Source organism: Synechococcus sp. PCC 7336, assembly GCF_000332275.1.
Taxonomy (GTDB): Bacteria; Cyanobacteriota; Cyanobacteriia; order Thermostichales; family PCC-7336; genus PCC-7336.
Window position 1 is genome coordinate 1825537 of record NZ_CM001776.1, and the last position, 22482, is coordinate 1848018.

The window sequence follows — 22482 nt, forward strand, 5'->3', positions numbered from 1 at the left end:
CCTTACATTTTGGCGGATTTTGCCATTAGCCGCTGGGCTTGCCAGCGTTCGTTTTCCATCCCTACGAAGAAGCGGGCTGAAACTTCGCAAATAACCGACGCAACACGCCATTCACAAACGCAGGAGATTCTTCCCCCCCATAGGTTTTCGCCAACTCCACCGCCTCGTTAATCCCCACCCGCTCGGGCACTGTTTGCAAAATATCGATCTCCACCACCGACAGGCGCAGAATATCTCGTTCCACCCGCCCCAACCGCTTCAAATTCCACCCCACCAATGCTGCCTGCAAGCGTTCGTCAATTTCCCCCTTACTAGCCTGCAGCGTTTTCACTAACTGGAGAGCATAATTGCGCACGTCGGCACGATCGGCCAACTGCACGAATTCGGGGAATGTGACCGTTGCCCCCAAGCAATTAATCGCCTTTTGCGTCGAGGCGATCGCCTCGATGGTACTCTTGCGAGCCCCCTGCAAGCGAGTTTCAAAATCAGTCAAGTACTGTGTGGCCGAACCCACCGCTAGATTGGCTTGCATCACCGCCCCCCGCAATTCACTCAATAGGCTACTGGCTGATGGGCGGGCGGGATCGGCGGTGCGTAGGGTAGCTTCCAAACGGGCAAGTTGTTTCTGCACCGCCTGCAATCGGGCCAGCTCGACCCGCTCCCCCACAGCTTCCCGCTTCGTTTGGGTCGCCTCCGACCCCTTCGATACTGGCTCTAGCTGCACTGGCAGAGACAATTCCCCCTCACTCAGGAGGCGATCGCCTTTGCTCAACTCATCCCCTGCCGCCCCCAAGGCATCTCGCATCTCGTCCGACAGCGATCGCACTGCCGCTACCACAAAATCTTCGAGCTGCTTGTCTTCGAGCTTGTCGGGCGCAGCCGGTAGCTGGCTGGCGGCTAGCAAAGCGAGTTCTCGGGCGACGCGCCTGGATTGCATTGCAGTAGTTTGGGAAGAGGGCTTTGCTATGCTATCAGGTCGGCGACCGCTGCATGGCGGAGGTGCCGCCCCGCACTCGATCTCAAGCGGTGGTCGCAGCCTGCAAGCGCTGCCTCAGTCTGGCTAAGAGTTCGTCGGGCTGCATCACCCCTTCGATGCGATCGAGCGGCTGGCCGTCTTTAAACAGCACGACGGTAGGCAGAGCCTCTATCTGCCACTGCGAGGCAATCTGCGGATACTTTTCCGTATCTATCTTCACCACCATTAGATCGTCTCCCGCCTGCCCCTTCACCACATCCAGAATATTGGCCATAATCCGGCAGGGACCGCACCACTGGGCATAAAAGTCCACCAATACAGGCGTTTCCGATTGTTGGATCATGTCGGCAAAACTGCTAAAGGTCTGTTTCTGAGCCACGCCAATCTCTCCTTTCGCTCGGGAGCTCTATGACTGCGATGGTAGCTCTCTCCTGCAGTGGTTCGGGGGATCGATGCGATTTCTTAAGCTCGCTGCAATCGCTTTCATCGACACAGGCCGAAGGTTCCCGCTTCACTCTGCCTTCAAAAAGGCAAACCCATCGCGTAGGATTGAGACAGTTACCGCTCCCTAGGTCTATTCGATGCAGCTCAATCGCATCCTGGCGATCGCCCTAATCGTGGTCTGTTTCTTTGCGGCTATCACCGCGTCGCGTCAATCCTCTATTACGCCATCTAGCAGCGAATCCATTGCTCCCCCCAGTTTGAGTGGCGAAAGTTTTTGGCCTCGGGGCGATCGCATTGTGGCGATTTCTCTGCAGGGGCCAATCTCGGCAGACGCTAGCGGACTGATGGGGTCGCGCAAAGTTGCCGCACGCCTGCGACAACTGGCGAAAGAGGATCGCGTCAAGGGGGTATTGCTCAAATTAAATAGTCCCGGCGGTACGGTGGGAGCCAGCCAAGAGCTGTACCGTGCGGTGAAGAAAGTGCGCGAGAACAAGCCGATTGTGGTGGCTGTGGGGGATCTGGCCGCTAGCGGTGCCTATTACACAGCCAGTGCAGCAGACGAGATTGTGGCCTATCCGGGTAGCTTGGTGGGCAGCATTGGGGTGATTATTCAAGGCATTAATGCTGCCGAATTGTTAGAGAAAATCGGCATCAGTCCCGAAACTATCAAAACCGGCCAGTTCAAAGACCTCCTTTCCCCCACCCGAGCCCTGTCCGAGCCCGAGCGGGAACTGCTGGCAGATTTGATTGACAACGCCTATCAACAATTTATTGAGGATGTGGCGCGGGGTCGCCAGCACCTACCCGAGAACGCCGAGGCTGTTCTGAGCGAGGAGGTTATGCAAGCGCGAGAGGGGATGACAGTGGAACAGGTTCGCCAGCTCGCTGACGGACGCATTTTCACCGGCCAGCAGGCATTAGCCGCTGGTTTAGTGGACGAATTGGGCGGTATTGACGAGGCGATCGCCAATTTGCGCACCTGGATCGGCAATGACGATATCCCCGTCAGTACCGAGTTTCCCGATCTCAATCTCTTCTGGAATCTATTCCAATCTCAATTCTCCGGCTTCTCCCCCTCTCCAGGCAACGCTCTACTTTCCCCCTCTCCGGCGATGCAGACTACTTCCAACTTGTCCGACGCACCAGTTCTGTGGCTATCCCCCTGGATGCAATTGCAGGCTCAGCTCGTTCCCTAAAGTTTGCTCCCTACATGAAAAACCCAGAACGCGATAGCAGCATCTAGATGCTGCTATCGCGCTAGAGACTTATTTAAAAATAAAGAGTCTTTTGGGAATAAGGACTTTTCAGTGCAGTGCAAGGAGTAGGCGGCAATCACCCGTCCAGTGACTCGGTGCCCAGCCTATTACTAGTAGGCCAATGTGGAAAGCGTTTCTTTGAGATAGCGATGGACGAGCACATCTAAGGAGACAGATGGGCGATCGCCTGTTGCTTCACTGGTCTGCGACTGTCGCCACTCCTGAAACCCAGAGCTTTCGGCGATCGCCTGACGGAGGGGATTCCAGACGGTTCGGCAATCTTGTTGTGAGGCAGAAGATGTCATCGCAACGTTTCGTAAATTTTTGCCACTGTTGACAGCGCCCAGTTTGCGGGTTCGAACCCTACCAACTGATGGTATCAGCTTAGTCCGAGGGGCAAAAATCCTGCAAGCGTACTGCGATACCGTTTTGACAAAATCTGATACGATGCCGCTTTTATGTCAGAGCTGAGCAACCGCGATGGGATGGCGCTGGAGATTCGATAGGAACCGTTGGGTCGAGGCAGAGATAAGCCCCTGGCTGAGGCTGGGGTTCGCGATCGCCTGCTCGGGACTCTTGCTGCGTCTCGTCAGGGCTGCCACCTGGAGCGAACGAGCCATCGCTGTGACTTTAGTCCTATTTCTGTTTGATGCCGCACGCATGGCCATGGTGGATGTCGAACAGTGGCAGCAGGTGAAACGACTCCTGCCCCAAGCGGATTTGGGCGGGTTTATTCGTCCCGTCACGGTTGCCATTAGCTCGGAACTCGTGGGTTTCCTGCTGGGCTGGCGCTGGCTGGGGGTTGGCATCGCGATCGTTTTGGGCGGTCAGCTCGCCTTCAACCTGACTGCTACCCTCCAACTCGATCCCGCCGCCACAATTCCAGTGCGACCCTGGAGCAGGCGCGATCGCTTGCCAGTTCTTATTGCTGACGCTTTAGCCTCAACCCTAGCCATTCTTTGGATCGCGGGCGAACAGTGGTTGGGATGGTCCGTGTCGCTGCTCGGCATGGTGGCAATCTACCTAGCCATCAAATACGCTCCCGCGATGGCGAGAGCGAGATCTTAGTTTGCTGGGATAAAGTCTAGTTTGCTGAGAAAAACTGGGGCAGATGGATTCGAACCACCGAATGGCGGGACCAAAACCCGCTGCCTTACCACTTGGCGATGCCCCAATGGCGCTTTAACACTGTAGCGACACCAAAAAACTTCTGTCAAGGCTGCCCGTGGCTCCCCTCGAACGCCAACCGATGTCAAGATAGGAAGCAACTGCGCTCGACTGGCCGCCAATGCCCCAACGACCCTTTCCGCTCAAACCGATCCTGCTGACAGCGGGCGGTTTCGTGGTGTTGGAACAAGCCATTTCCAACCTGGCCTCTTTGCATACTGCTGTTGCCCCCACCGCTCCCTGGCTGGCCAATCTCCTCACTGTGACCCTCGGTCTAGCGACGCTTGGACTCGTCGGTTCGGGGGGATATTGGGTGTGGGTGCTGGCGGGCGGCAAGCGGTTCTCTATCTTTCCTGCCAAACAACAAAAGAGAAACCCAAAAACATCGACTCAACTGCTGAAAGTAACCCCCGAGCGGGTGGAACGGGAGTTGGGCAACTTGGACGAGCTGCTAGAAAAGCTGCAAAACGATATCGCGCGGCGATCGCTGCGCCAGCAAGCCAAACGGATCGGTCGCGAGCTGGCGGCCAATCAATTGCGTCTAGTCGTATTCGGCACCAGTTCCGCTGGCAAAACCTCCCTGGTCAATGCTCTCTTGGGCCATCGCGTCGGCGATACTGCCCCCACTTTGGGCACAACCCAAGCCGGAGCTATTCATACCTATGCCATTCCGGGAGTGGGAGGGAAAATTGAAATTGCCGATACGCCAGGGCTGCAGGCGGTAGGTCTGACGGGCGAGTCGGAAGCGGTGACCCTTGCCAAACACGCCGATCTCCTCATGTTTGTCGTATCGGGGGATATGACAGCAACAGAATACGAGCAGCTCCGCACCTTAGCTGAAATTGGCAAGCGGATGGTGGTGGTCCTGAACAAAACAGACCAGTACGTTCCGTCAGACGTGCAAGAGATCGTTGACAGCCTGCAGAGCAAAACCGATCGAGTAATGCCCTCAGGCACTGTGGTTAAAGTGGCCGCCGATCCCGTCCCTATCAAGGTGCGGCGGCACGAAGTGGACGGCACCATCGTCGAAACCTATGCCGAGCGCTTGCCCGATACGCAGGAATTGACCGCCCAACTCGGTCGCGTCCTCAAGCGGGAGGGCACCCAGCTACGCTTGGCGAATGCCTTGCAAAAGGCGCGCTCTCTTGCCTCTGGGGCTGAAGCGGCGATCGCCAGTAGCCGCCGTTCCCGTGCCGAACAGGTGATTCAACGGATGCAGTGGACGACTGCAGCGGCGATCGCCGTCAATCCTGTGCCGGTTCTAGATTTATTAGCTGCCGCTGCCATCAACGCCCGCACAATTGGCAAATTGCACGCCATTTACAATCGCAAAATCTCCCTCAAACGGGCCGAGCAAATGGCGAAATCCTTCGGACAGGTGATGCTGAAAATTGGCGGCGTTGAAGTGGCCACGCAGGTGCTGGGCAGTGCTCTCAAAGCCTCTCCCTTAATGCCGATGGGGGTTTCGCTACAGGCACTCAGTTGCGCCTACTTAACCCGCGTAGCGGGCGCGAGCTACCTCGATTGGTTGGAAAGCGATACCCCCTGGGACGAGGAGACGATGCTCGATCGGGTTAAGACTCAACTGCAGCTCGGCAGTCGCACCGAATTTATCGAGACCTTCCTGCGTCAAGCCGCGAAAGCAGCCAAGCGATCGCTCCTCCCCACTCAAACGCCCCAAACCCCTGAGGCGATCGCCGCAAGCTCGGGGGGCTCGAACGAAGTCTCTCCCGTACCCTTGCCCCGCGATCGCGCCACCGTCCAAGCTAGCTAACCTTCTCCCCTATGTCGGCCTCCTCCAGCCAGTCCACGCCTACGCCAGCGACAGATTCGCCTCCAAACAGTCCCCTCGATCGCGCTAGAGCGACATTGGCGCACGCCCTCGACGGGATCGAACTCACCCCCCAAGAGTTGCAGGTGTGCGAAACGGAACTGCGCCTACTGGATGCCCTCAAGACCAAACTGGAGCGCAATCGCCTCTCCATCGCGGTCTTCGGTCTCGTCGGACAGGGCAAGTCGGCCACAATCAATGCCCTCGTGGGCAAGCCCGCCGTCGCCACCGGAGCGGCCCACGGAACGACCCATTCCGCCACCTCGCTGCAGTGGGCCGTAAGAGTGCGATCGGCCCCAGCCAAAGCCTCTTCTCAATCCACCCCACGCGATTCCTGCCCACCCAGCAACGGCAAAACCGCCACTGAATTGCTGCACTTGGAACTGCTCGATACCCCCGGCATCAACGATGTAGATGGCGAAACCCGCGAGCAACTGGCCTTCGATGTCGCTCGCCGAGCCGATCTCATTCTGTTCGTCATTTCGGGAGACATGACCGATTGCGAAACCCAAGCCCTCAAGCAACTGCGGCAGCTACAAAAGCCTATTGTGCTGGCCTTCAACAAAATCGATCTCTATCCCGATCGCGATCGGCAAACCCTCTACGAACAACTCACCCAGCCCGAGCTCAGGCAGCTCATCTCTCCCGACGAAATCGTGCTGGTCTCGGCCGCCCCGAAACCAGAAGAGGTTCGGGTAGAGGCTGAGGATGGCTCGGTGACAACCCTGTGGGAAGAGCAGTCGCCAGAGATCTCTGCGCTGAAAAAGCGGCTCGTTCAGCTCGTCAAGCGGGAAGGTCAAGCGCTGATCGCCCTCAATATCTTGCGCTCTGTTGATGAGGTGCGCGATCGCCTAATTGAGAAGAAACTGCACCTGCAAGAGGACAAAATTTCAGAAACAATCTGGAAATTCGTCGGCTTCAAATCGCTGGCGATTTTCGCCAACCCCTTCGTCCTCTTAGACATCTTGGGGGGCATTGCCATCGATATCGGCCTCGTCACCACCCTCGCCCGCCAGTACGGCATCGCCATGAGCCGCTACGGTGCCCGAGACCTCATTCGCAAACTCGCCCTCAGTTGGGTGGGTTTGATTGCAGTGGAACTCTCCACCAGTCTCATGTTGGGCTTGGGCAAAACCGCTGCGTTGGGGGCAGCGATCGCTTCAGGAGGTAGCTCCCTAGCCAGCAGTTTCCCCGCCTATAGCACCGCCGGGATCGCCCAAGCTAGCACGGCAGGGCTGACCTCTTACTTGATTGGTCAAGCGGTGAGGGAGTACCTCAAAGCCAGTTGCAACGAAAACCCCATTAGCCCCAAGCAGGCGATGAAATCTGTCCTATCTCGATTGGATAAAGGCTCGATCCTGCAGCGCATCCGCCAAGAAGTCAGCGATAACTTGGGCTTGGACAAGCTCTCTCCCCCCAATTCTGCATTCCCCCCCAGCCTCAGTCAGATTTCCAAGCGGGGTGCTCGAGCAACTCCGACATCACCCGCACCCCCCGCAACTGATTAGTCAGCGGCAAATGTCCCTTGGGCGCGCTCGTATCCCAGGTAAACTCTCCTGGATAGCGCGTCCAGTGGTTGTCCTGCTTCCAGCCGATTTCCGGCCAAAATCGGTCCCAATTTCGATCCAAATTCTTCCAAATCTGCCGCTGCACTGAATAGCCAAACCGATCGCTAGAATAGGCTCGCCACAAAGCATCGATCGTGCGCAAATCGGTCGTCGGCAACATCGCCACGTCAGAAAAATACAGCCACTTGCGCTTCTCCGTTGCCGGTCCGGCAAGCTTGCAGAGCAGTTGCACCGTCAGGCGATCGGCCTGCTCGAATTCTCCTGCCGCCAACAACTGCTGCAGTTGCGAATAATCGAGGCCGCGTTCCGATTGAAGGGGGACTGGAGTTTGCGTCATGCATACAGTGACTGAATGGGGGTGGGGCGCACTATGGCAGGCTGGAGAGCAGCATTTCCACAGACGCGATCGCCTCTCAGTATAAAGTCTAGAGCACCCTTCCCATGTCAGTTCGACAAGTGTCTGGCCCCCATCCCCTAACCCCTTCCCCCCTCGCGAAGCGTGGCGGCGTCAGCCGTAATTTTGGGGGAAGGGGAACAAAACGGTAGATGAAGGACTTGAGGCCGTTTCTCCCCTCTCCCAAATTTGGGAGAGGGGCTGGGGGTGAGGGCATGCAGAGTCATCGAACTCAGGTCTTCCCGGCTCTCTCACACTAACCCCGGCATCGATAGAATCTACGAGAAAACCCCCTGCGGGGCAGGGGGCTTCTCTTAAGTCCTAGTTGAGTCTGTCAGGACGTCAGCCATATTGGGCTGCTGTCGAGGCAATCAGGAATGCCGCGTAGGTGAGGATGTAGCCCACGGTAAAGTGCGCCAGACCCACCAAACGAGCCTGAACGATGGACAGAGCAACGGGCTTGTCCTTCCAGCGAACTAGGTTCGCCAGAGGGGTGCGCTCGTGAGCCCAAACGAGGGTCTCAATCAGCTCTTGCCAGTAGCCGCGCCAGGAGATCAAGAACATGAACCCGGTTGCCCAAACCAAGTGGGCGAACAGGAACATCCAGGACCACACCGCTAGGTTGTTCATACCGTAGGGGTTGTAGCCGTTGATCAACTGAGCGGAGTTCAACCACAGGTAATCCCGCAGCCAACCCATAATGGTCACAGAAGACTCGTTGAACTGAGCGACATTGCCGCTCCAGACTCCGAGGTGCTTCCAGTGCCAGTAGAAGGTCACCCAACCCAAGGTATTCAGCATCCAGAACATGGCTAGGTAGAAGGCGTCCCACGCAGAGATGTCGCAGGTGCCGCCACGACCGGGGCCGTCACAGGGGAAGCTGTAGCCAAAGTCTTTTTTGTCGGGCATCAGCTTGGAGCCGCGTGCATCGAGAGCGCCCTTGACCAAGATCAAAGTAGTGGTGTGCAAGCCCAGTGCGATCGCGTGGTGAACCAAGAAGTCACCGGGACCGATGGGAAGGAACAACGAACCACTGGGGCTATTGATGGCATCCAACCAACCCGGTAGCCACACATTGCCGTAATTCGGAAAGGCAGTGTAAGCCACACTATCTGGGTTGGCCAAGAGCACATCCATGCCATAGATCAACTTGCCGTGAGACGCTTGGATGAACTGAGCAAACAGAGGCTCGATCAAGATTTGCTTCTCGGGGGTACCGAAGGCTTGCATCACATCGTTGTGGACGTAAAGACCCAAGGTGTGGAAGCCCAAGAACAGCGATACCCAACTCAGGTGGGAGATAATCGCTTCCTTGTGCTCGAGCACTCGAGCCAGCACGTTATTCTTATTGGCCTCGGGATCGTAGTCGCGGACTAAGAAGATAGCGCCGTGAGCAAACGCACCCACCATCAAGAAACCAGCGATGTACTGGTGGTGTGTGTATAGTGCAGCCATTGTCGTATGGTCGGAAGCCATAAAAGCGTATGGCGGCAGCGAATACATGTGCTGCGCAACGAGAGAGGTCACAACCCCCAAACAAGCCAGGTGCCATCCTAATTGGAAGTGCAACGACTCGTTGTAGGTATCGTAGATACCAGCATGACCGTTACCCAGAATGCCTCCAAAGGGAGTACCTTCGGGAGGGTTGTGGGCAGCCATAATCTCCTTCATGCTGTGACCGATACCGAAGTTAGTGCGGTACATGTGGCCGGCAACGATGAAGATTACGGCGATCGCCAAGTGGTGGTGGGCCATGTCGGTCAGCCAGAGAGACTCAGTCTGGGGATGGAAACCACCCAAGAAAGTCAAAATGGCTGTTCCCGCACCTTCACCCGTGCCGAAGACGTGACTTGTCGTATCGGGGTTCTGAGCGTAGGCAGCCCAGTTGAGGGTGAAGAATGGCTTCAGACCTGCAGGGTGGGGAGCCACACTCAGGAAGTTATCCCAACCCACGTGGATGCCCCGAGATTCGGGAATCGCAACGTGGACCAAGTGACCGGTCCAAGCCAGAGAGCTAACGCCGAACAAACCAGCCAAGTGGTGGTTGAGGCGAGACTCGGCATCTTTGAACCAACGCAACTTGGGGCGGAAGCCCGGCTGCAAGTGCAGCCAACCGGCGACCAAAGACAGAGTTGCGAGAACCAACAGGAATACAGAGCCAGTAAACAGCTCGGTATTGGTGGTCATACCGATGGTGTAGAACCAGTAGTAAAGACCGGAGTAAGCAGCATTGACGGGGCCGTAGCCGCCATCTTGAGTGAAGGCTTCGACTGCTGCCGAACCGAAGTGGGGATCCCAAATAGCGTGTGCGATCGGAGTCACACCGCTAGGATTGGCGATCCACTGCTCGAAGTTGCCTTGCCAGGCAATGTGGAATAAGTTGCCAGACGCCCATAGGAAGATGATTGCCAAATGGCCGAAGTGGGTGGCGAAGAGTTTCTGATACAGACCCTCTTCGGTCATCCCGTCATGACTTTCAAAGTCATGGGCCGTTGCAATCCCGTACCAAATCCGACGAGTAGTCGGATCTTGAGCGAGGTCCTGGCTAAACTGTGGAAATTTAGTTGCCATTAATCCTCCTTGCGATTATCCGACTGCGCCGTATCTAGCCAGGAAGAATGCCCAGGTTGTGACAATCCCTCCCAACAGATAGTGAGCAACTCCAACCGCACGACCTTGAGTGATACTCAGTGCGCGGGGCTGAATGGCCGGTGCCAGCTTCAGCTTGTTGTGTGCCCACACGATAGACTCAATCAACTCTTGCCAGTAGCCGCGACCGCTGAACAAGAACATCAGACTAAAAGCCCAGATAAAGTGCGCGCCCAAGAAGAGCAAGCCGTAGGCAGACAGAGCGCTGCCGTAGGAATTGATCACCTGGACCGCTTGAGCCCATAAGAAGTCGCGCAACCAGCCATTAATGTTCAAAGCACTGGCAGCAAAATTCCCACCTGTGATGTGGCTAATACTGCCGTCAGAATTCACCGTACCCCAGATATCGGATTGCATTTTCCAACTGAAGTGGAAGATAACAATCGAAATGCAGTTGTACATCCAGAACAGGCCGAGGAACACGTGGTCCCAACCACTGACTTGGCAGGTGCCGCCACGTCCGGGACCGTCACAGGGGAAGCGGAAGCCCAGCTTGCCCTTATCGGGAATCAGACGGGAACTGCGAGCGAACAGAACGCCCTTGAGCAGAATCAGGATGGTGATGTGAATGGTCATGGCGTGGATATGGTGAACTAAAAAGTCCGCCGTACCGAGAGTCATGGGCATCATGGATACCTTGCCTGCCACAGCCACGACATCGCCACCAAAAATCGGGCTGACACCAGCCTGAGCCATGGGGGCAGTATTCACAACCGTATCCCCAATCGTGGCAGCCGTTGCGGTATGAATGCCCTGAATGAACTGGGCAAAAATCGGGCGCAGCTGAATTGCCGTGTCGGAGAACATATCCTGAGGGCGGCCTAAAGCTTGCATGGTGTCGTTGTGAACGTACATGCCAAAGGCATGGAAGCCCAAGAATAGGCAGACCCAGTTGAGGTGAGAAATAATCGTATCGCGAATGCGCAAAGTGCGATCGAGCACGTTATTTTGATTCATCTCGGGGTCGTAATCCCGCACCATAAAGATGGCCGCATGAGCTGCTGCACCAACAATCATGAATCCGCCGATCCACATGTGGTGGGTAAACAGCGAGATCTGAGTGGCGTAGTCAACCCCCATATAGGGATAGGGGTTCATCGCATACATGTGTTGAGCCACGATGATGCTAATGGAACCGCCTATAGCCAGGTTGATGGCTAGCTGCGCGTGCCACGAGTTGATCAGAACTTCATACAGACCTTTATGGCCTTGGCCGCCGATAAAGAAAGGATCTTTATGGGCTTCTAGAATTTCTTTGATGCTATGACCAATGCCCCAGTTAGTGCGGTACATGTGACCGGCAATAATGAACATGACCGCCAGAGCTAGGTGGTGGTGGGCTTGGTCGGTCAGCCACAACGCACCTGTCTGGGGATTCAAACCGCCATTGAAGGTCAAAAAGTCAGCGTACTCGCCCCATTGCAGGGTGAAAAACGGAGTTAATCCCTTTGCAAAGCTGGGGAACAGATCCACCATTAGGTCTTTATTAAGGATAAATTCGTGGGGCAAAGGAATTTGGTCGATGGGCACACCAGCATCCATCAGTTTGTTGATGGGCACTGCAACGTGAATCTGGTGTCCGGCCCAAGCCAGAGAACCCAAACCGAACAGACCCGCTAGGTGGTGGTTCAGCATAGATTCTGCGTTCTGGAACCACTCTAGCTTCGGAGCTTTTTTGTGGTAGTGGAACCATCCGCCGTGCAGCATCAGAAACGCCATAGCCAAGGCGGCAATGGCTGTTACCAATAGCTGAAACTCGGTGGTGAAACCAGCGGCACGCCAGAGGTGGAATAAACCAGAGGTGATTTGAATCCCCTGGAAGCCTCCGCCAACGTCTCCGTTGAGAATTTCTTGGCCGAAGATGGGCCAAACGACCTGCGCACTGGGTTTGATCCCAGTGGGGTCTTGGAGCCATGCAGTGTAGTTTGAGAACTTAGCTCCGTGATAGAACATGCCGCTCAGCCATACAAAAATGACGGCCAGTTGGCCAAAGTGAGCAGCGAAAATTTTACGAGAGACGTCTTCTAGGTCGCTCGTATGACTGTCAAAGTCATGAGCAAGAGCGTGTAGGTTCCAGATCCAAGTAGTTGACTTGGGTCCGCGCGCCAGTGCGCGGTCGAAGTGACCGGGCTTAGCCCACTTCTCGAAAGAAGTAGGGACCGGGTTTTCATCAACCGTCACCTTCACCTCTCGCTCCTTCGGCGATGTCGTCATCAAGAACTCCTCTCTTGCGACAAGGAACGAAAGTGCATCCAGATAGCCTTCAAGCTGAGAGCTCAATTGGCCTCAGGTTAGACTCCCAGGACTTACAGTGCATTATAGGGCAGCCTTTTTAGAGCCCTAACTCGCTTAACAATAATTAAGCCCTCGATCGCTGACAAGTCAATGCTTTGACCGATCGCATACCAGCAAGTCGCAATAAAAGATGGCGGTTTTTGTAAAGTTTTGAAAACAAATCTCAGTCTTGTGCCAGCGGCAAAGGGTCAAATATCTGTTGGAAATGCCTGAATGTCCACTGCAGATCGATCTGAGTTTGCCTGCACTGATATTTCTTCTAGAAACTCGATCGCCAATCCGTCTGGGTCGGCGATAAAGGCGACTCGGTAAGTGCGATCGCCTATCTCCTGGAGGGTGGGGGCGAGCAAAATCCGTACAGTTCCTAAGCTGGCGAGGGTATCGGCGATCGACTCTACGCGAAACGAGAGATGGTAGTAGCCCACATAGTGGGGATCGGCAAAAGCATCGGGGGCGGGGGCTGGTTCGGGGATTTGGATCAGTTCGATTCGGCCTGCCGCGCCTTCCATCCAGCAGGCCAAGGTGGTTCCAGTGGTGAAGCGGGTGGAGATGGAGAAGCCGAGTTGTTCGTAAAAGGCGATCGCCCGGAAGATATCGGCGGTGCGAATGGAGATGTGATGGAGTTGCATGGATACATATACTAGGTATAGGTGAATATGTATGGGTAAACTCTGCCCTGCCGCACTCAAGCCTACTTTACTCTTCTTCATAGATAGAGATTTCTGGCAGAAGTCGCGGCGATCGCTCTACGGTGCTGCAGTTGAGCGGAGATCCTCGGACTGAATTCGCTCTGCTCCCGAGTAGAGGTTAAATCGCTGGCCGCGCAGAAAGCCGATCGCGGTCAGGCCGAAGTCGCGAGCGGTGGCGACGGCTAAGCTGCTGGGGGCCGAGACTGCGCAGAGGATGGGGCCGCCAGCAGCAATGCACTTTTGCACGAGTTCGAAGCTGCAGCGCCCGCTCACCATGACGATGCGATCGCTCCAGGGCAACTCTCCCGCCAGCAACGCGGCTCCCACTAATTTATCGAGTGCATTGTGGCGTCCCACATCTTCTCTGGCTTGCAAGAGATTGCCGTCTAGATCGAACAGTGCGGCTGCGTGTAGCCCGCCAGTCGCCTTGAAAATGCCTTGGGCCGATCGCAATTGTTCGGGCAGTCGATAGATGGTGCTGGGGGACACTGCGATACCTGTTGGCAGAGGCGGACACTCTCGCAAGCGCAAGGCTTCGATGCTAGCTTTGCCGCAAACACCGCAGGCGCTGGTGGTGTAGAAGTGGCGCTCCAATGGGGCTAGATCCACATCCAAGCCCTGGCGCAGTTCCACATTGACGATGTTGTGGCGTCGATCGCCATCCACGTCGCGATCGACGCAGTAACTCATGCGGAGGATATCGGCGCGATCGCTGACGATGCCCTCGCCGTAGAGAAAACCTGCTGCCAACTCGAAGTCTGCGCCGGGGGTTCGCATGGTGACGGCTAGGGTGCGGGCGGGACGGAGGAGGCGCAGTTCGAGCGGTTCTTCTGTGGCTAAGCGATCCGATCGCGATCGCCTTTGACCGTTTTCCACCACCCAGACGGTGGCGTTGGTTTTGCTCCCGAGGGGATGGTTCATGGCAGGAATAGGGACAGCAGGAGAATTCGATCTTGTGGGACGGCCCTCACCCCCGGCCCTTCTCCCCAAGGAGAGGGGAGCAAGAGCCGGAAATTTGGATTTTTGTTCCTGCGCGCTTTGGCACAATCCAAAGAGAAAATGCTCAAAATGCGGCGGGAATAGAAACTGTTCCTATCGTAGAGAAACAGATTGCCAGGTGACCTGCGTGTTGAAGAAGCCGAACAAACTGTGGAATCCCAAGTTTTGGGCCAGTTGGAAGCCATTTGGCCTGGGGGAGCAATATCCCAACAATTATTGGGAGGTGTTTCGGGCTGCTTGGGTGAATCGCGATCGCCCTGCTTATGCTTGGAAGATTCTCAATCGCGGTGTCTGCGATGGCTGTTCTCTGGGCACCACCGGCATGAAGGACTGGACGCTGGAGGGCATTCATCTGTGCAATGTGCGATTGCGGCTGCTGCGACTCAATACGATGGCGGCTTTCGATCCGAACATTCTGGCTGATGTGGAGTCTTTGCGTCGCTTGCGGGATAGCGAGTTGCGGGAACTGGGACGACTGCCCTATCCGATGCGGCGCGATCGGGGCGATCGCGGTTTTCGCCGCATTAGTTGGGAGGAAGCTCTCACGGTTATGACCGATCGCATTCGCGCCACTACACCCGAGCGGCTCAGCTTCTATCTCACCAGTCGCGGCACGGTGAACGAGACCTACTATGCGGCTCAAAAAGCCGCTCGCGCGATCGGGACCAATAACGTCGATAATGCGGCTCGCATCTGTCATTCCCCCAGTACTAACGGTCTCAAAAGTACTCTCGGCGTTGCAGCGACCACCTGCTCTTATAAGGACTGGATCGGCACGGACCTGCTGGTGTTTATCGGTTCCAATGTCGCCAACAACCAGCCCGTTTCAGTCAAATACCTGCATTGGGCCAAAAAGGCGGGTACCCGCATTGTCGCCATCAACACCTATCGCGAACCGGGGATGGAGCGTTACTGGGTGCCGTCTATTCCCGAGAGCGCTTTGTTTGGCACGAAATTTGCCGAGGATTTCTTTTTGGTCAATATGGGGGGCGATCTGGCGTTTATCAACGGCGCTATCAAGCATATGCTGGCCAACGATTGGGTCGATCGCGACTTTATCGATCGCCATACCACCCATTTCGACGAATTGGCGACAGCGTTGGCGGATGAATCTTGGGAGGAATTGGAGCGGCTGTCGGGGGCGACTCGGGAGGAGATGTATGCTTTTGCCGAGATGGTGGGGCAGGCGGAAAAGGCGGTGTTTGTTTGGAGTATGGGCATTACCCAGCACGAATGTGGGGAAGACAACGTACGGGCGATTGTGAATTTGGCTTTGACGAAAGGGTTTGTGGGGCGAGAAGGCTGCGGCCTGATGCCGATACGCGGGCATTCGGGGGTGCAGGGGGGTGCGGAGATGGGTTGCTATACGACGGTGTTTCCGGGGGGGCGGGGAATTACGGCGGAGAATGCGGCGGAGATGTCGGCGCTGTGGGGGTTTGAGGTGCGTAGCGATCGCGGTCTGATTACATCTGAAGCAATCGATCGCGCGGCGGAGGGGGGGATTGACGTGCTGGTGTCGGTGGGGGGCAACTTTCACGAGGTGTTGCCCGATCCCGATTATGTCAAAGGGGCGATCGAGCGGATTCCTTTGCGGGTGCATCTGGATATTGTCTGTTCGAAGCAGATGTTGTTGGAGCCGGGAGAGACGGTTATTTTGTTGCCTGCGACCACCCGTTACGAGGTGCCGGGGGGCGTGACGGAGACGAATACGGAGCGGCGGGTGATTTTTAGTCCCGAGATTGAGGGGCCGCGGGTGGGGGAGGCGCGACCGGAGTGGGAGGTGTTGCTGGAGTTGGCTCGACGGGTGCGGCCCGAGTGGAGCGATCGCCTGCGGTTTGAGAGTACGGCTGTGATGCGGCAGGAGATTGCGCGGGTGGTGCCTCAATATGACGGCATTCAAGATCTGGCGGCAGCGGGGGATCAGTTCCAATATGGCGGTCCCCATCTCTGTGCGGATTGGGTGTTTCCGACGGCGGATGGCAAGGCGCGGTTTTCGCCGGTTTTGCCGGTGGAGAAGGCGTTGCCGGAGGGGTGTTTTTGGCTGACGACGCGGCGGGGCAAGCAATTCAACAGTATGGTGCAGGAGCGCAAGGATGCGATTACGGGGGCGATGCGGGAGGCGGTGTTAATGAGTCGGCTGGATGGCGATCGCTTGGGGGTGCGAGATGGCGATCGCGTGGTGTTGAAAAATGATTGTGGGGAGTATGTCGGGCGGGTTTATATTGCGCCGATGAAACCGGGGAATTTGCAGGTTCACTGGCCGGAGGGGAATGTGTTGTTGGAACGGGGGAAGCGATCGCCGGAGGTGGGCATTCCCGATTACAACGCGATCGTGCGGTTGGAAAAAGTGGCGGGGGCTAGCGCTAGCGCTAGTCCGATGAGTCTTTAGACTGCTTGGTATACTTTGCACTCGGCCCTCTAATCCCCCAGGATGGGGGACTTGTGAGAGAGCCTCTGCTTGGTTCACTGCTCCAATCTCCGAGAGCTCTTCTCCAATCTCCAACGCCAAGCCGACACTGTGGCCAAGTCCCCCACGAGTGGGGGATTTAGGGGGCTAATGCAGCGATCGCAACTGATTGATAGGCACTCTAGTTCTTCAGGGTGTGAAATGAATCGGAATGCTGGCGAATGCTGGGTGGATTGCGCGTTAACTTAAAGGCGAGTTCGTAGATTTGTTGACGCCTGCTGCCATGACCGATCCCTTTACCTGGATTCCTGTTGCGACGGCTGTTTTGTCGGGGCTGATTCAGCATGTGGGTGAGAAGGTGCTGGAGCGAGGAAGTGAGAAGTTTGAGGGGGCGGAGGAGAAGAGAAGGCGCGGCTTTGGGGGGCGAATGCGGAGGCGGTGGCGCGAGAGTATGCGTTCAAGTATGGGAAGCGGCACGGGCAGTTGAAGGTGTTGCGGATGCGGGAGCCGATTCCGCTGGAGAATGTGTATACAGCGGTAAAGTTGCTGGATAGCTATTCCATTCGAGAGTATTCCACGCCCGAGGAGTTAGAGCAGTTATTTCGAGAGAATAATCGTAGGCTGTTCTATCTGGAGATAGAGCCAAAGCTCGGTGGGCTTGCGGTAGCGAATAGGAAGCAATATCTTGCGGTGGTGGGCGGTCCGGGGGCTGGCAAGTCTACATTTTTGCGCAAGGTGGGTTTGGAGGCGCTAAGGGGAAAGGATGGGCAATTCGAGCACGAACTACTGCCTGTGTTTTTGGAGCTGAAGCGATTTAACTCTGATGAGATCGAAATTGAGTCATCTATTGTGGAAGAGTTTCGCACCTGTGGGTTGCCTCACCCAGAGGAGTTTGTGGCGGCGGCGTTGGCGCAGGGGCAATTATTAGTATTGTTGGATGGCTTGGATGAGGTACCATCGCGCAATCTGAATCAGGTGGTGGAGAAGATTCAGGATTTCGCAGATCGATACTCGAACAATCGGTTTATTTCGTCTTGTCGGACGGCGGCTTATCGCAACTGCGGCGGGCTGAAGCAGTTTATAGATATTGCCATTGCGGAGTTTGATGGCGGGCAAATAAAGCAGTTCGTGCGCAATTGGTTTCGGTCGGACTCAGATCGCGAGGCTGGCACGGCAGATACCTTTTTGGAGTTGCTAGAACGTCAGGAGAATCAATCGGCGAAGGAGTTGGCGCGGACGCCGCTGCTGCTGACGTTTTTGTGTTTGGTGTATGACTACTCGCAAAACTTGATGACCAATCGGGCGGCGCTGTATGGCAAGGCACTGGACATTCTGTTAGAAGAATGGGCGGCGGAGAAGCGGGACAAGATTTACGAAGGCTTCCATCCCCGCTTGGAAAAGGTGCTGCTGTCGGAGATTGCCTACCAAAGTTTTGAAGAGGATCGGCTGTTTTTTTCGGAAGAGAGCACGATTGCGCAAATTACTGAGTTCTTAGCAGAGACATTAGATGCTCCGAAGCATTTGGATGGGAAGCAAGTGTTGGATGCGATCGAGGTGCAGCAAGGAATTTTGGTAGAACGTGTGGAAGGCGTGTATTCCTTTTCTCACTTGACCTTGCAGGAATATTTGACCGCCCGCTACATTGCCCAAGAGCCAGAGCGGATAGACGCAATGGTTAAAGAGCATCTGACAGATGCGCGATGGAAGGAAGTATTTCTTTTAGTGGCGGGGTTGCTGGACCGAGGAGATTGCCTCCTGACCTCGATGTTAGAGCGTACGGCAGTGCTGAGTAGCCCCGCTGCTGCTAACACCCTGGCGATCGCCTTCCAACTCCCAAGACCTCAAACGCGGTCGCACCTACAGCATTTGAGGCGATCGCATCCCGGCAAAGCAGTTGCTGAGAAGAGAGTTGGATTTGAGGCGATCGCCCTACCTGAGAAGCAAGCAATCGCGCGGCAGTAGCAGACCATGCCATTACAGACCCCTGTCCTGCCACCGTTGTGGGTCCCGCTTGGCGTGAAAACAAGCAATCACAATAATCTTGTTATTTTCGACAATGTAAAAAATACAGTAAGGGAACTTTCGGACTAAGGCTCGGCGTATTTGGCGGTGTACTAAAGGACATGCCAGTGGATGCCGTCCAATTTTAGAAAAGCAAGCATCAATCGCACGGACAAACTCAGAACCTAAACCGCGATCGCGTTCTTCGTAAAATTGATAGGCATCCTGAATATCGAGCTCTGCTTCTGGACGAATTAGAAGTGCATAGCTCATTACAGATTGCTTAGCCGTTCTTTAACAACCTGCCAGCTCGATCCAGCCTCTGGAGTTTGACTGTATTGCCCTAGCCGACGATCCAGCTCTTGTTGCTGTGGCTCAGTGACAGTTACTGCTTCAGGCGTTGAGAGAATACTGTCCCAAAGGTCCTCGGCTAGCTGTATTCGCTCGGCAATGCTTATCTGGTCAATGTCAACATTCAGTAGAGGTTGCACGGTTTTTATTGTCATAACTCAATGGCGATCTCAATTGTAGCTGGGAGTAGTGGACTGACGGCGAGCAGTTCATTCCGAGGCATGCAAGCTGGGTTTGAAGCGATCGCCCCCCAGCAATCTTCCAAGTCCGAGATACCACTCCACCGCACCGAGATATTATTCCTCCGCCCTGAGATGTGATGCATCCGCATCGAGATGCCATTCCGCCGTACTGAGATGTCATTCCACCGCATTGAGATGTGATTCATCCGCACTGAGATATCAATACACCATATCGAGATGTCATTCCACCGCACCGAGATAATGCGATCGAGCTTTGAGGACTAGCAAGTCAGTAGCCATTGACAATATCTCAGCCACCATAATGCATCGGAATACACGGATTTACGCCATATGAATTAAATTTTAGGCTAAAACTCAATCTGTTTTGGCGACAATCGTGACCATCAATCAAAGCTACGACGAATTCTTTAGCGACGCTAACCTAGCCATCGAAGGAGCCCTAGCCAGCCCCCGCATCTTAGAAGCCCTTGCCCCCTACGGCTACCCCCAAGACCGAATTCGCGAAGGCCAACGCCTCTACACCGCCGCCCTCAACGCCCAACAATAACAGCAACGCCAATACGGCACCCAAATCGGCACCACCGCCACCCTCAACCAACAAAGAGAAACAGCCTACACCGCCTACATCCGCCACCTCCGCATCGCCCGCATCGCCCTAGAAAGCGACCCCCAATTACTGGAAGCAATGGGGGTATTGGTCAGGTCTTGAGGCGATCGCCCAAAATCTAAACCTCATCCAGATTGAGATCTGGAGTTTTCAGACATTGCTCTCGGCCCCCTAAATCCCCCACCAGTGGGGGACTTCCGAGAGGCTATTGGCTTCGTTCTACAACTCTAATTATCGCGATCTCCATCGCCTTCCCCGCCTCCCAACCCTCAACTGGAACTGTACTCAAGTCCCCCAGAATGGGGGATGTAGGGGGCGAATGCAGCGATCGACAGCGCTAATGGGAGGAACTCAAAACTACAGATTTCAGACTAGCTTCGGTTTAAGACTCAATTGCTTGAATTTTATTCAGACCGAGCTGCTCGGGAGAGATGGTGCTGTCGAAGCGGGTGTAGTCGTCATAATCCGCCGCTTTCAAGTTGGCCCCCTCCAATCGAGCCCCGCGCAAATCGGTCCCCATTAAATCGCACCCCCGCAGGTCAGCATTCGATAAGTCTGCCTCGCTGAGCAAACAACCACTCAAATCCGCCCCGCGCAAATTAGCAGCGCGCAAATTGGCTTGACTCAGATCGGCCTCCATCAGATCGGCCCCCTTCAACACCGCTTGGCTGAGATCGATGCCGCTCAACATGGCCGCACTCAAATCCGCTCCGCGCAAGTTTGCCCCAGCAAACTGCCGCGCCCCAGCAGCATAGCGATCGCATAATTCAGAAGCCGCGATTGAAGTGACCATAGCCTATCCGCCCAACTCCACCGAGTAGTTTTACCAATATTGTCAGTATCTTCCGAGATGCGGAGTTCAGCTCTGCTGCAGAGCCCTAACTCCCAGCCTTATACAAGCCAATCTCCATCACCTCGTTCGTACCCACTTCAAAAGCAAATCCAATCCCCAAGGCATCGTAATTGACAAAATACAAATTGTCGCGCCTGCCCACGCGACTGCTGAGGGGATAGGGATTGATTTCGTTGTAGCCATTTTCGCCGGGAGGACCGTAGACTTCGATGACGCGGGCATAAGTGTCGCCAATGCCGATCCCTTCAGCGGTATAGGCGTCTGGACTCGTCATGTAAATGCGATCGGCAAAGTAGCTGCGGAAGGTGTTTCGATTGCGATAGCCAAACAGAACGTAGTCTTGCAGGTAATACAGCTCGAGATCGCTATCGGGCCGGAAAACATTTTCGCCCGATCGGCGCGGGACTTCGTCAATAAAGCCCAAGCGGCTGGCACTGGGGTTGCCCAAATCGAGCCCTAAAGAAAACCGACCGATGTTGCCCTCTTCCAAAAAAATCGAAGGACTGGGACGACGGCGATCGGGTTCGGAGCGGGGTAACAACGTGGGGGCAACAGCCAGCCAATCGCGATCGGAGTCTAAAAACTGGGCGGGGACGATGCCGCGTTCGGTGGGAATGCCGGAAACATCCCCCAATGGGGCCGTTTGCCATTTGGCGATCGCCAATTCCACCGCTGCCCCCGACGGCAAAATGTAGAACTGCGTCTGCAGACTCGTACCCTGAGTCGGTTCTCCAGCTAGCACCGTACTGCTACTCGTCGCCAAGCTCGCCGCCAACAGCACTGCCCCCTGACGGGTTTGTCCGTCCACCAAGACCGCGAGGGGAATTCCAGCGGCGATCGGCTGCAGGCTGCTATCCCACTCGATTTGCTCGCCGAATCGATTTTCGCTGGTGAGGATGGGGGAGATGGCGCGGGGCAGAAATAGACGAGCCACATCGGCAACCACTTGGGGATCGTAGCCAATCGACCCCCTCAGATCCAAGACGACGCCATTGCTATAGGTCTGGAAAAAGAGCGCCTGCTTTAACTGATTGGCAGTGGCGGGGGTCAACTCGGGCACGGCAACGTAAGCCACCCCCGGAGCAATTTCTCGGGCCTGCAGGTCGGGGCGAGGGCGGTTGAGTAATTGGTCGAATTCCAGCGGCGAGAGCAGGCGATCGCTGGGTTCGGCATAGCGGGCTAAGAGGTTGCGAATAAAGTCGTATTCCACCTGTACGGGAGGCTGTTGGGATTGGGCCTGTTGCCGCATCAATTCCTCTTGCAGAAAAGAGTAGTTGACCGCATCGGCTTGAATTCCAGCCCGCAACGACTCGTTGATAAACAGATTGACGACTTGCTTCAGATCGCCACTAGCAGCGGCTGTCTCGGCAGTCGATTCGAGGCCAGCCGGAGGGATCGGGTCGGGATTGCCCGGGATCGTGGTGGATTCGATGCCGGAGGGAGGAATTGTGGGTAAAGGTTCCGGGATATCGGCAGGAGTGGCGGGAATGGGGATCGGGGGCAGATCTGCCTGGGCGAGGCTGGGGGAAGTCCCCCCCATACTGGTGCTGCTGGCGATCGCCAGCAGTAGGCCCAGGCTAGAAATTCGGATAGACTTTGCCATTGTTTGGGTCTCCAACACCACAGCAACCACAGGCGATCGGGAGTGGCGATCGCCACCTCTTCAAACTGGAGGAATGTTTGCGGTAGGGCCATCCAGCTTCATGACTATTGTTACTGACGTTTATCCAGCTTTCACGTTCCGAGCGCAATATCCGAGCAACTCCAGGTTTCAACATGGATGCGGTTTCGC

Annotated in this window: 21 protein-coding genes and 1 tRNA gene; 8 read left to right on the forward strand and 14 right to left on the reverse strand. The window is 55.6% G+C overall.

All coding sequences use genetic code 11. From position 1 onward, the window contains the following. Positions 1-61 precede the first annotated feature (61 nt). Both nusB and trxA read right to left on the reverse strand, forming a co-directional pair. Positions 62-937, reverse strand: a complete 876-nt coding sequence (gene nusB, locus SYN7336_RS27850) for a transcription antitermination factor NusB (protein WP_017325564.1) — start codon at positions 935-937, stop codon at positions 62-64. Between the two features lie 82 nt (positions 938-1019). Then, positions 1020-1355, reverse strand: coding sequence for a thioredoxin (trxA, locus tag SYN7336_RS08775; protein ID WP_017325565.1), 336 nt, complete (start codon positions 1353-1355; stop codon positions 1020-1022). Between the two features lie 202 nt (positions 1356-1557). Between trxA and sppA the strand changes: the two genes are divergently transcribed. After that, positions 1558-2616 (forward strand): signal peptide peptidase SppA, encoded by a 1059-nt coding sequence (sppA, locus tag SYN7336_RS25085; RefSeq protein ID WP_017325566.1) that lies wholly within the window; start codon positions 1558-1560, stop codon positions 2614-2616. A 170-nt stretch (positions 2617-2786) separates the two neighbouring features. Here the strand turns inward: sppA and SYN7336_RS08785 are convergent, their stop codons facing one another. Together SYN7336_RS08785 and SYN7336_RS30720 are read right to left on the reverse strand one after the other, a co-directional pair. Next, positions 2787-2981, reverse strand: a complete 195-nt coding sequence (locus SYN7336_RS08785; RefSeq protein ID WP_017325567.1) for a hypothetical protein — start codon at positions 2979-2981, stop codon at positions 2787-2789. A gap of 156 nt (positions 2982-3137) precedes the next feature. Continuing rightward, positions 3138-3296, reverse strand: a complete 159-nt coding sequence (locus SYN7336_RS30720; protein ID WP_017325568.1) for a hypothetical protein — start codon at positions 3294-3296, stop codon at positions 3138-3140. A gap of 4 nt (positions 3297-3300) precedes the next feature. On the opposite strand from SYN7336_RS30720, the gene SYN7336_RS08795 reads away from it, so the two are divergent. Continuing rightward, positions 3301-3744: a hypothetical protein gene (locus tag SYN7336_RS08795; RefSeq protein ID WP_017325569.1), complete on the forward strand. Its 444-nt coding sequence runs from the start codon at positions 3301-3303 to the stop codon at positions 3742-3744. A gap of 34 nt (positions 3745-3778) precedes the next feature. On the opposite strand, the gene SYN7336_RS08800 is transcribed toward SYN7336_RS08795, so the two are convergent. Continuing rightward, positions 3779-3850, reverse strand: a tRNA-Gln gene (locus tag SYN7336_RS08800). A gap of 114 nt (positions 3851-3964) precedes the next feature. On the opposite strand from SYN7336_RS08800, the gene SYN7336_RS25090 reads away from it, so the two are divergent. Further along, positions 3965-5617 carry a YcjF family protein gene (locus SYN7336_RS25090; protein ID WP_017325570.1) on the forward strand — a complete coding sequence of 551 codons (1653 nt, stop codon included), beginning with the start codon at positions 3965-3967 and terminating at the stop codon, positions 5615-5617. Positions 5618-5628: 11 nt separating this feature from the next. After that, a complete protein-coding gene (locus SYN7336_RS25095; protein ID WP_017325571.1) occupies positions 5629-7182 on the forward strand; it encodes a GTP-binding protein in 1554 nt (517 codons plus the stop codon). Here SYN7336_RS25095 and SYN7336_RS08815 read toward each other — a convergent pair. From SYN7336_RS08815 to fdhD, 5 genes are all read right to left on the reverse strand, one after another. Further along, on the reverse strand, positions 7115-7579 hold the full coding sequence (locus tag SYN7336_RS08815) for a GUN4 domain-containing protein (RefSeq protein WP_017325572.1): 465 nt from the start codon (positions 7577-7579) through the stop codon (positions 7115-7117). The genes SYN7336_RS25095 and SYN7336_RS08815 overlap by 68 nt on opposite strands. A gap of 399 nt (positions 7580-7978) precedes the next feature. After that, positions 7979-10207 (reverse strand): photosystem I core protein PsaB, encoded by a 2229-nt coding sequence (gene psaB / locus SYN7336_RS08820; RefSeq protein WP_017325573.1) that lies wholly within the window; start codon positions 10205-10207, stop codon positions 7979-7981. 15 nt (positions 10208-10222) lie between these two features. Next, positions 10223-12499 (reverse strand): photosystem I core protein PsaA, encoded by a 2277-nt coding sequence (gene psaA / locus SYN7336_RS08825; protein WP_017325574.1) that lies wholly within the window; start codon positions 12497-12499, stop codon positions 10223-10225. A gap of 269 nt (positions 12500-12768) precedes the next feature. Further along, entirely contained in the window at positions 12769-13209 is a 441-nt protein-coding gene (locus tag SYN7336_RS08830; protein WP_017325575.1) for a VOC family protein, read from the reverse strand. Positions 13210-13326: 117 nt separating this feature from the next. Then, positions 13327-14190 (reverse strand): formate dehydrogenase accessory sulfurtransferase FdhD, encoded by an 864-nt coding sequence (gene fdhD, locus SYN7336_RS08835; protein ID WP_017325576.1) that lies wholly within the window; start codon positions 14188-14190, stop codon positions 13327-13329. A gap of 205 nt (positions 14191-14395) precedes the next feature. Between fdhD and SYN7336_RS08840 the strand changes: the two genes are divergently transcribed. From SYN7336_RS08840 to SYN7336_RS25100, 3 genes are all read left to right on the forward strand, one after another. Beyond that, entirely contained in the window at positions 14396-16657 is a 2262-nt protein-coding gene (locus SYN7336_RS08840) for an FdhF/YdeP family oxidoreductase (RefSeq protein WP_017325577.1), read from the forward strand. Positions 16658-16958: 301 nt separating this feature from the next. Further along, positions 16959-17162 (forward strand): hypothetical protein, encoded by a 204-nt coding sequence (locus SYN7336_RS27855; protein ID WP_017325578.1) that lies wholly within the window; start codon positions 16959-16961, stop codon positions 17160-17162. Then, entirely contained in the window at positions 17114-18637 is a 1524-nt protein-coding gene (locus tag SYN7336_RS25100) for an NACHT domain-containing NTPase (RefSeq protein ID WP_156820084.1), read from the forward strand. Before SYN7336_RS27855 ends, SYN7336_RS25100 begins: the two co-directional genes overlap by 49 nt. Before the next feature lie 12 nt (positions 18638-18649). On the opposite strand, the gene SYN7336_RS08850 is transcribed toward SYN7336_RS25100, so the two are convergent. Together SYN7336_RS08850 and SYN7336_RS08855 are read right to left on the reverse strand one after the other, a co-directional pair. Then, positions 18650-18949, reverse strand: coding sequence for a type II toxin-antitoxin system RelE/ParE family toxin (locus SYN7336_RS08850; RefSeq protein ID WP_017325580.1), 300 nt, complete (start codon positions 18947-18949; stop codon positions 18650-18652). Beyond that, positions 18949-19182, reverse strand: a complete 234-nt coding sequence (locus tag SYN7336_RS08855) for an addiction module protein (protein ID WP_017325581.1) — start codon at positions 19180-19182, stop codon at positions 18949-18951. Before SYN7336_RS08855 ends, SYN7336_RS08850 begins: the two co-directional genes overlap by 1 nt. Before the next feature lie 424 nt (positions 19183-19606). On the opposite strand from SYN7336_RS08855, the gene SYN7336_RS30725 reads away from it, so the two are divergent. Further along, positions 19607-19777 (forward strand): hypothetical protein, encoded by a 171-nt coding sequence (locus tag SYN7336_RS30725; protein WP_017325582.1) that lies wholly within the window; start codon positions 19607-19609, stop codon positions 19775-19777. 442 nt (positions 19778-20219) lie between these two features. Here the strand turns inward: SYN7336_RS30725 and SYN7336_RS08865 are convergent, their stop codons facing one another. Together SYN7336_RS08865 and SYN7336_RS08870 are read right to left on the reverse strand one after the other, a co-directional pair. Then, entirely contained in the window at positions 20220-20630 is a 411-nt protein-coding gene (locus SYN7336_RS08865) for a pentapeptide repeat-containing protein (RefSeq protein WP_017325583.1), read from the reverse strand. A gap of 85 nt (positions 20631-20715) precedes the next feature. After that, positions 20716-22293, reverse strand: coding sequence for a S41 family peptidase (locus SYN7336_RS08870; protein WP_227498631.1), 1578 nt, complete (start codon positions 22291-22293; stop codon positions 20716-20718). Positions 22294-22482: the final 189 nt, after the last annotated feature.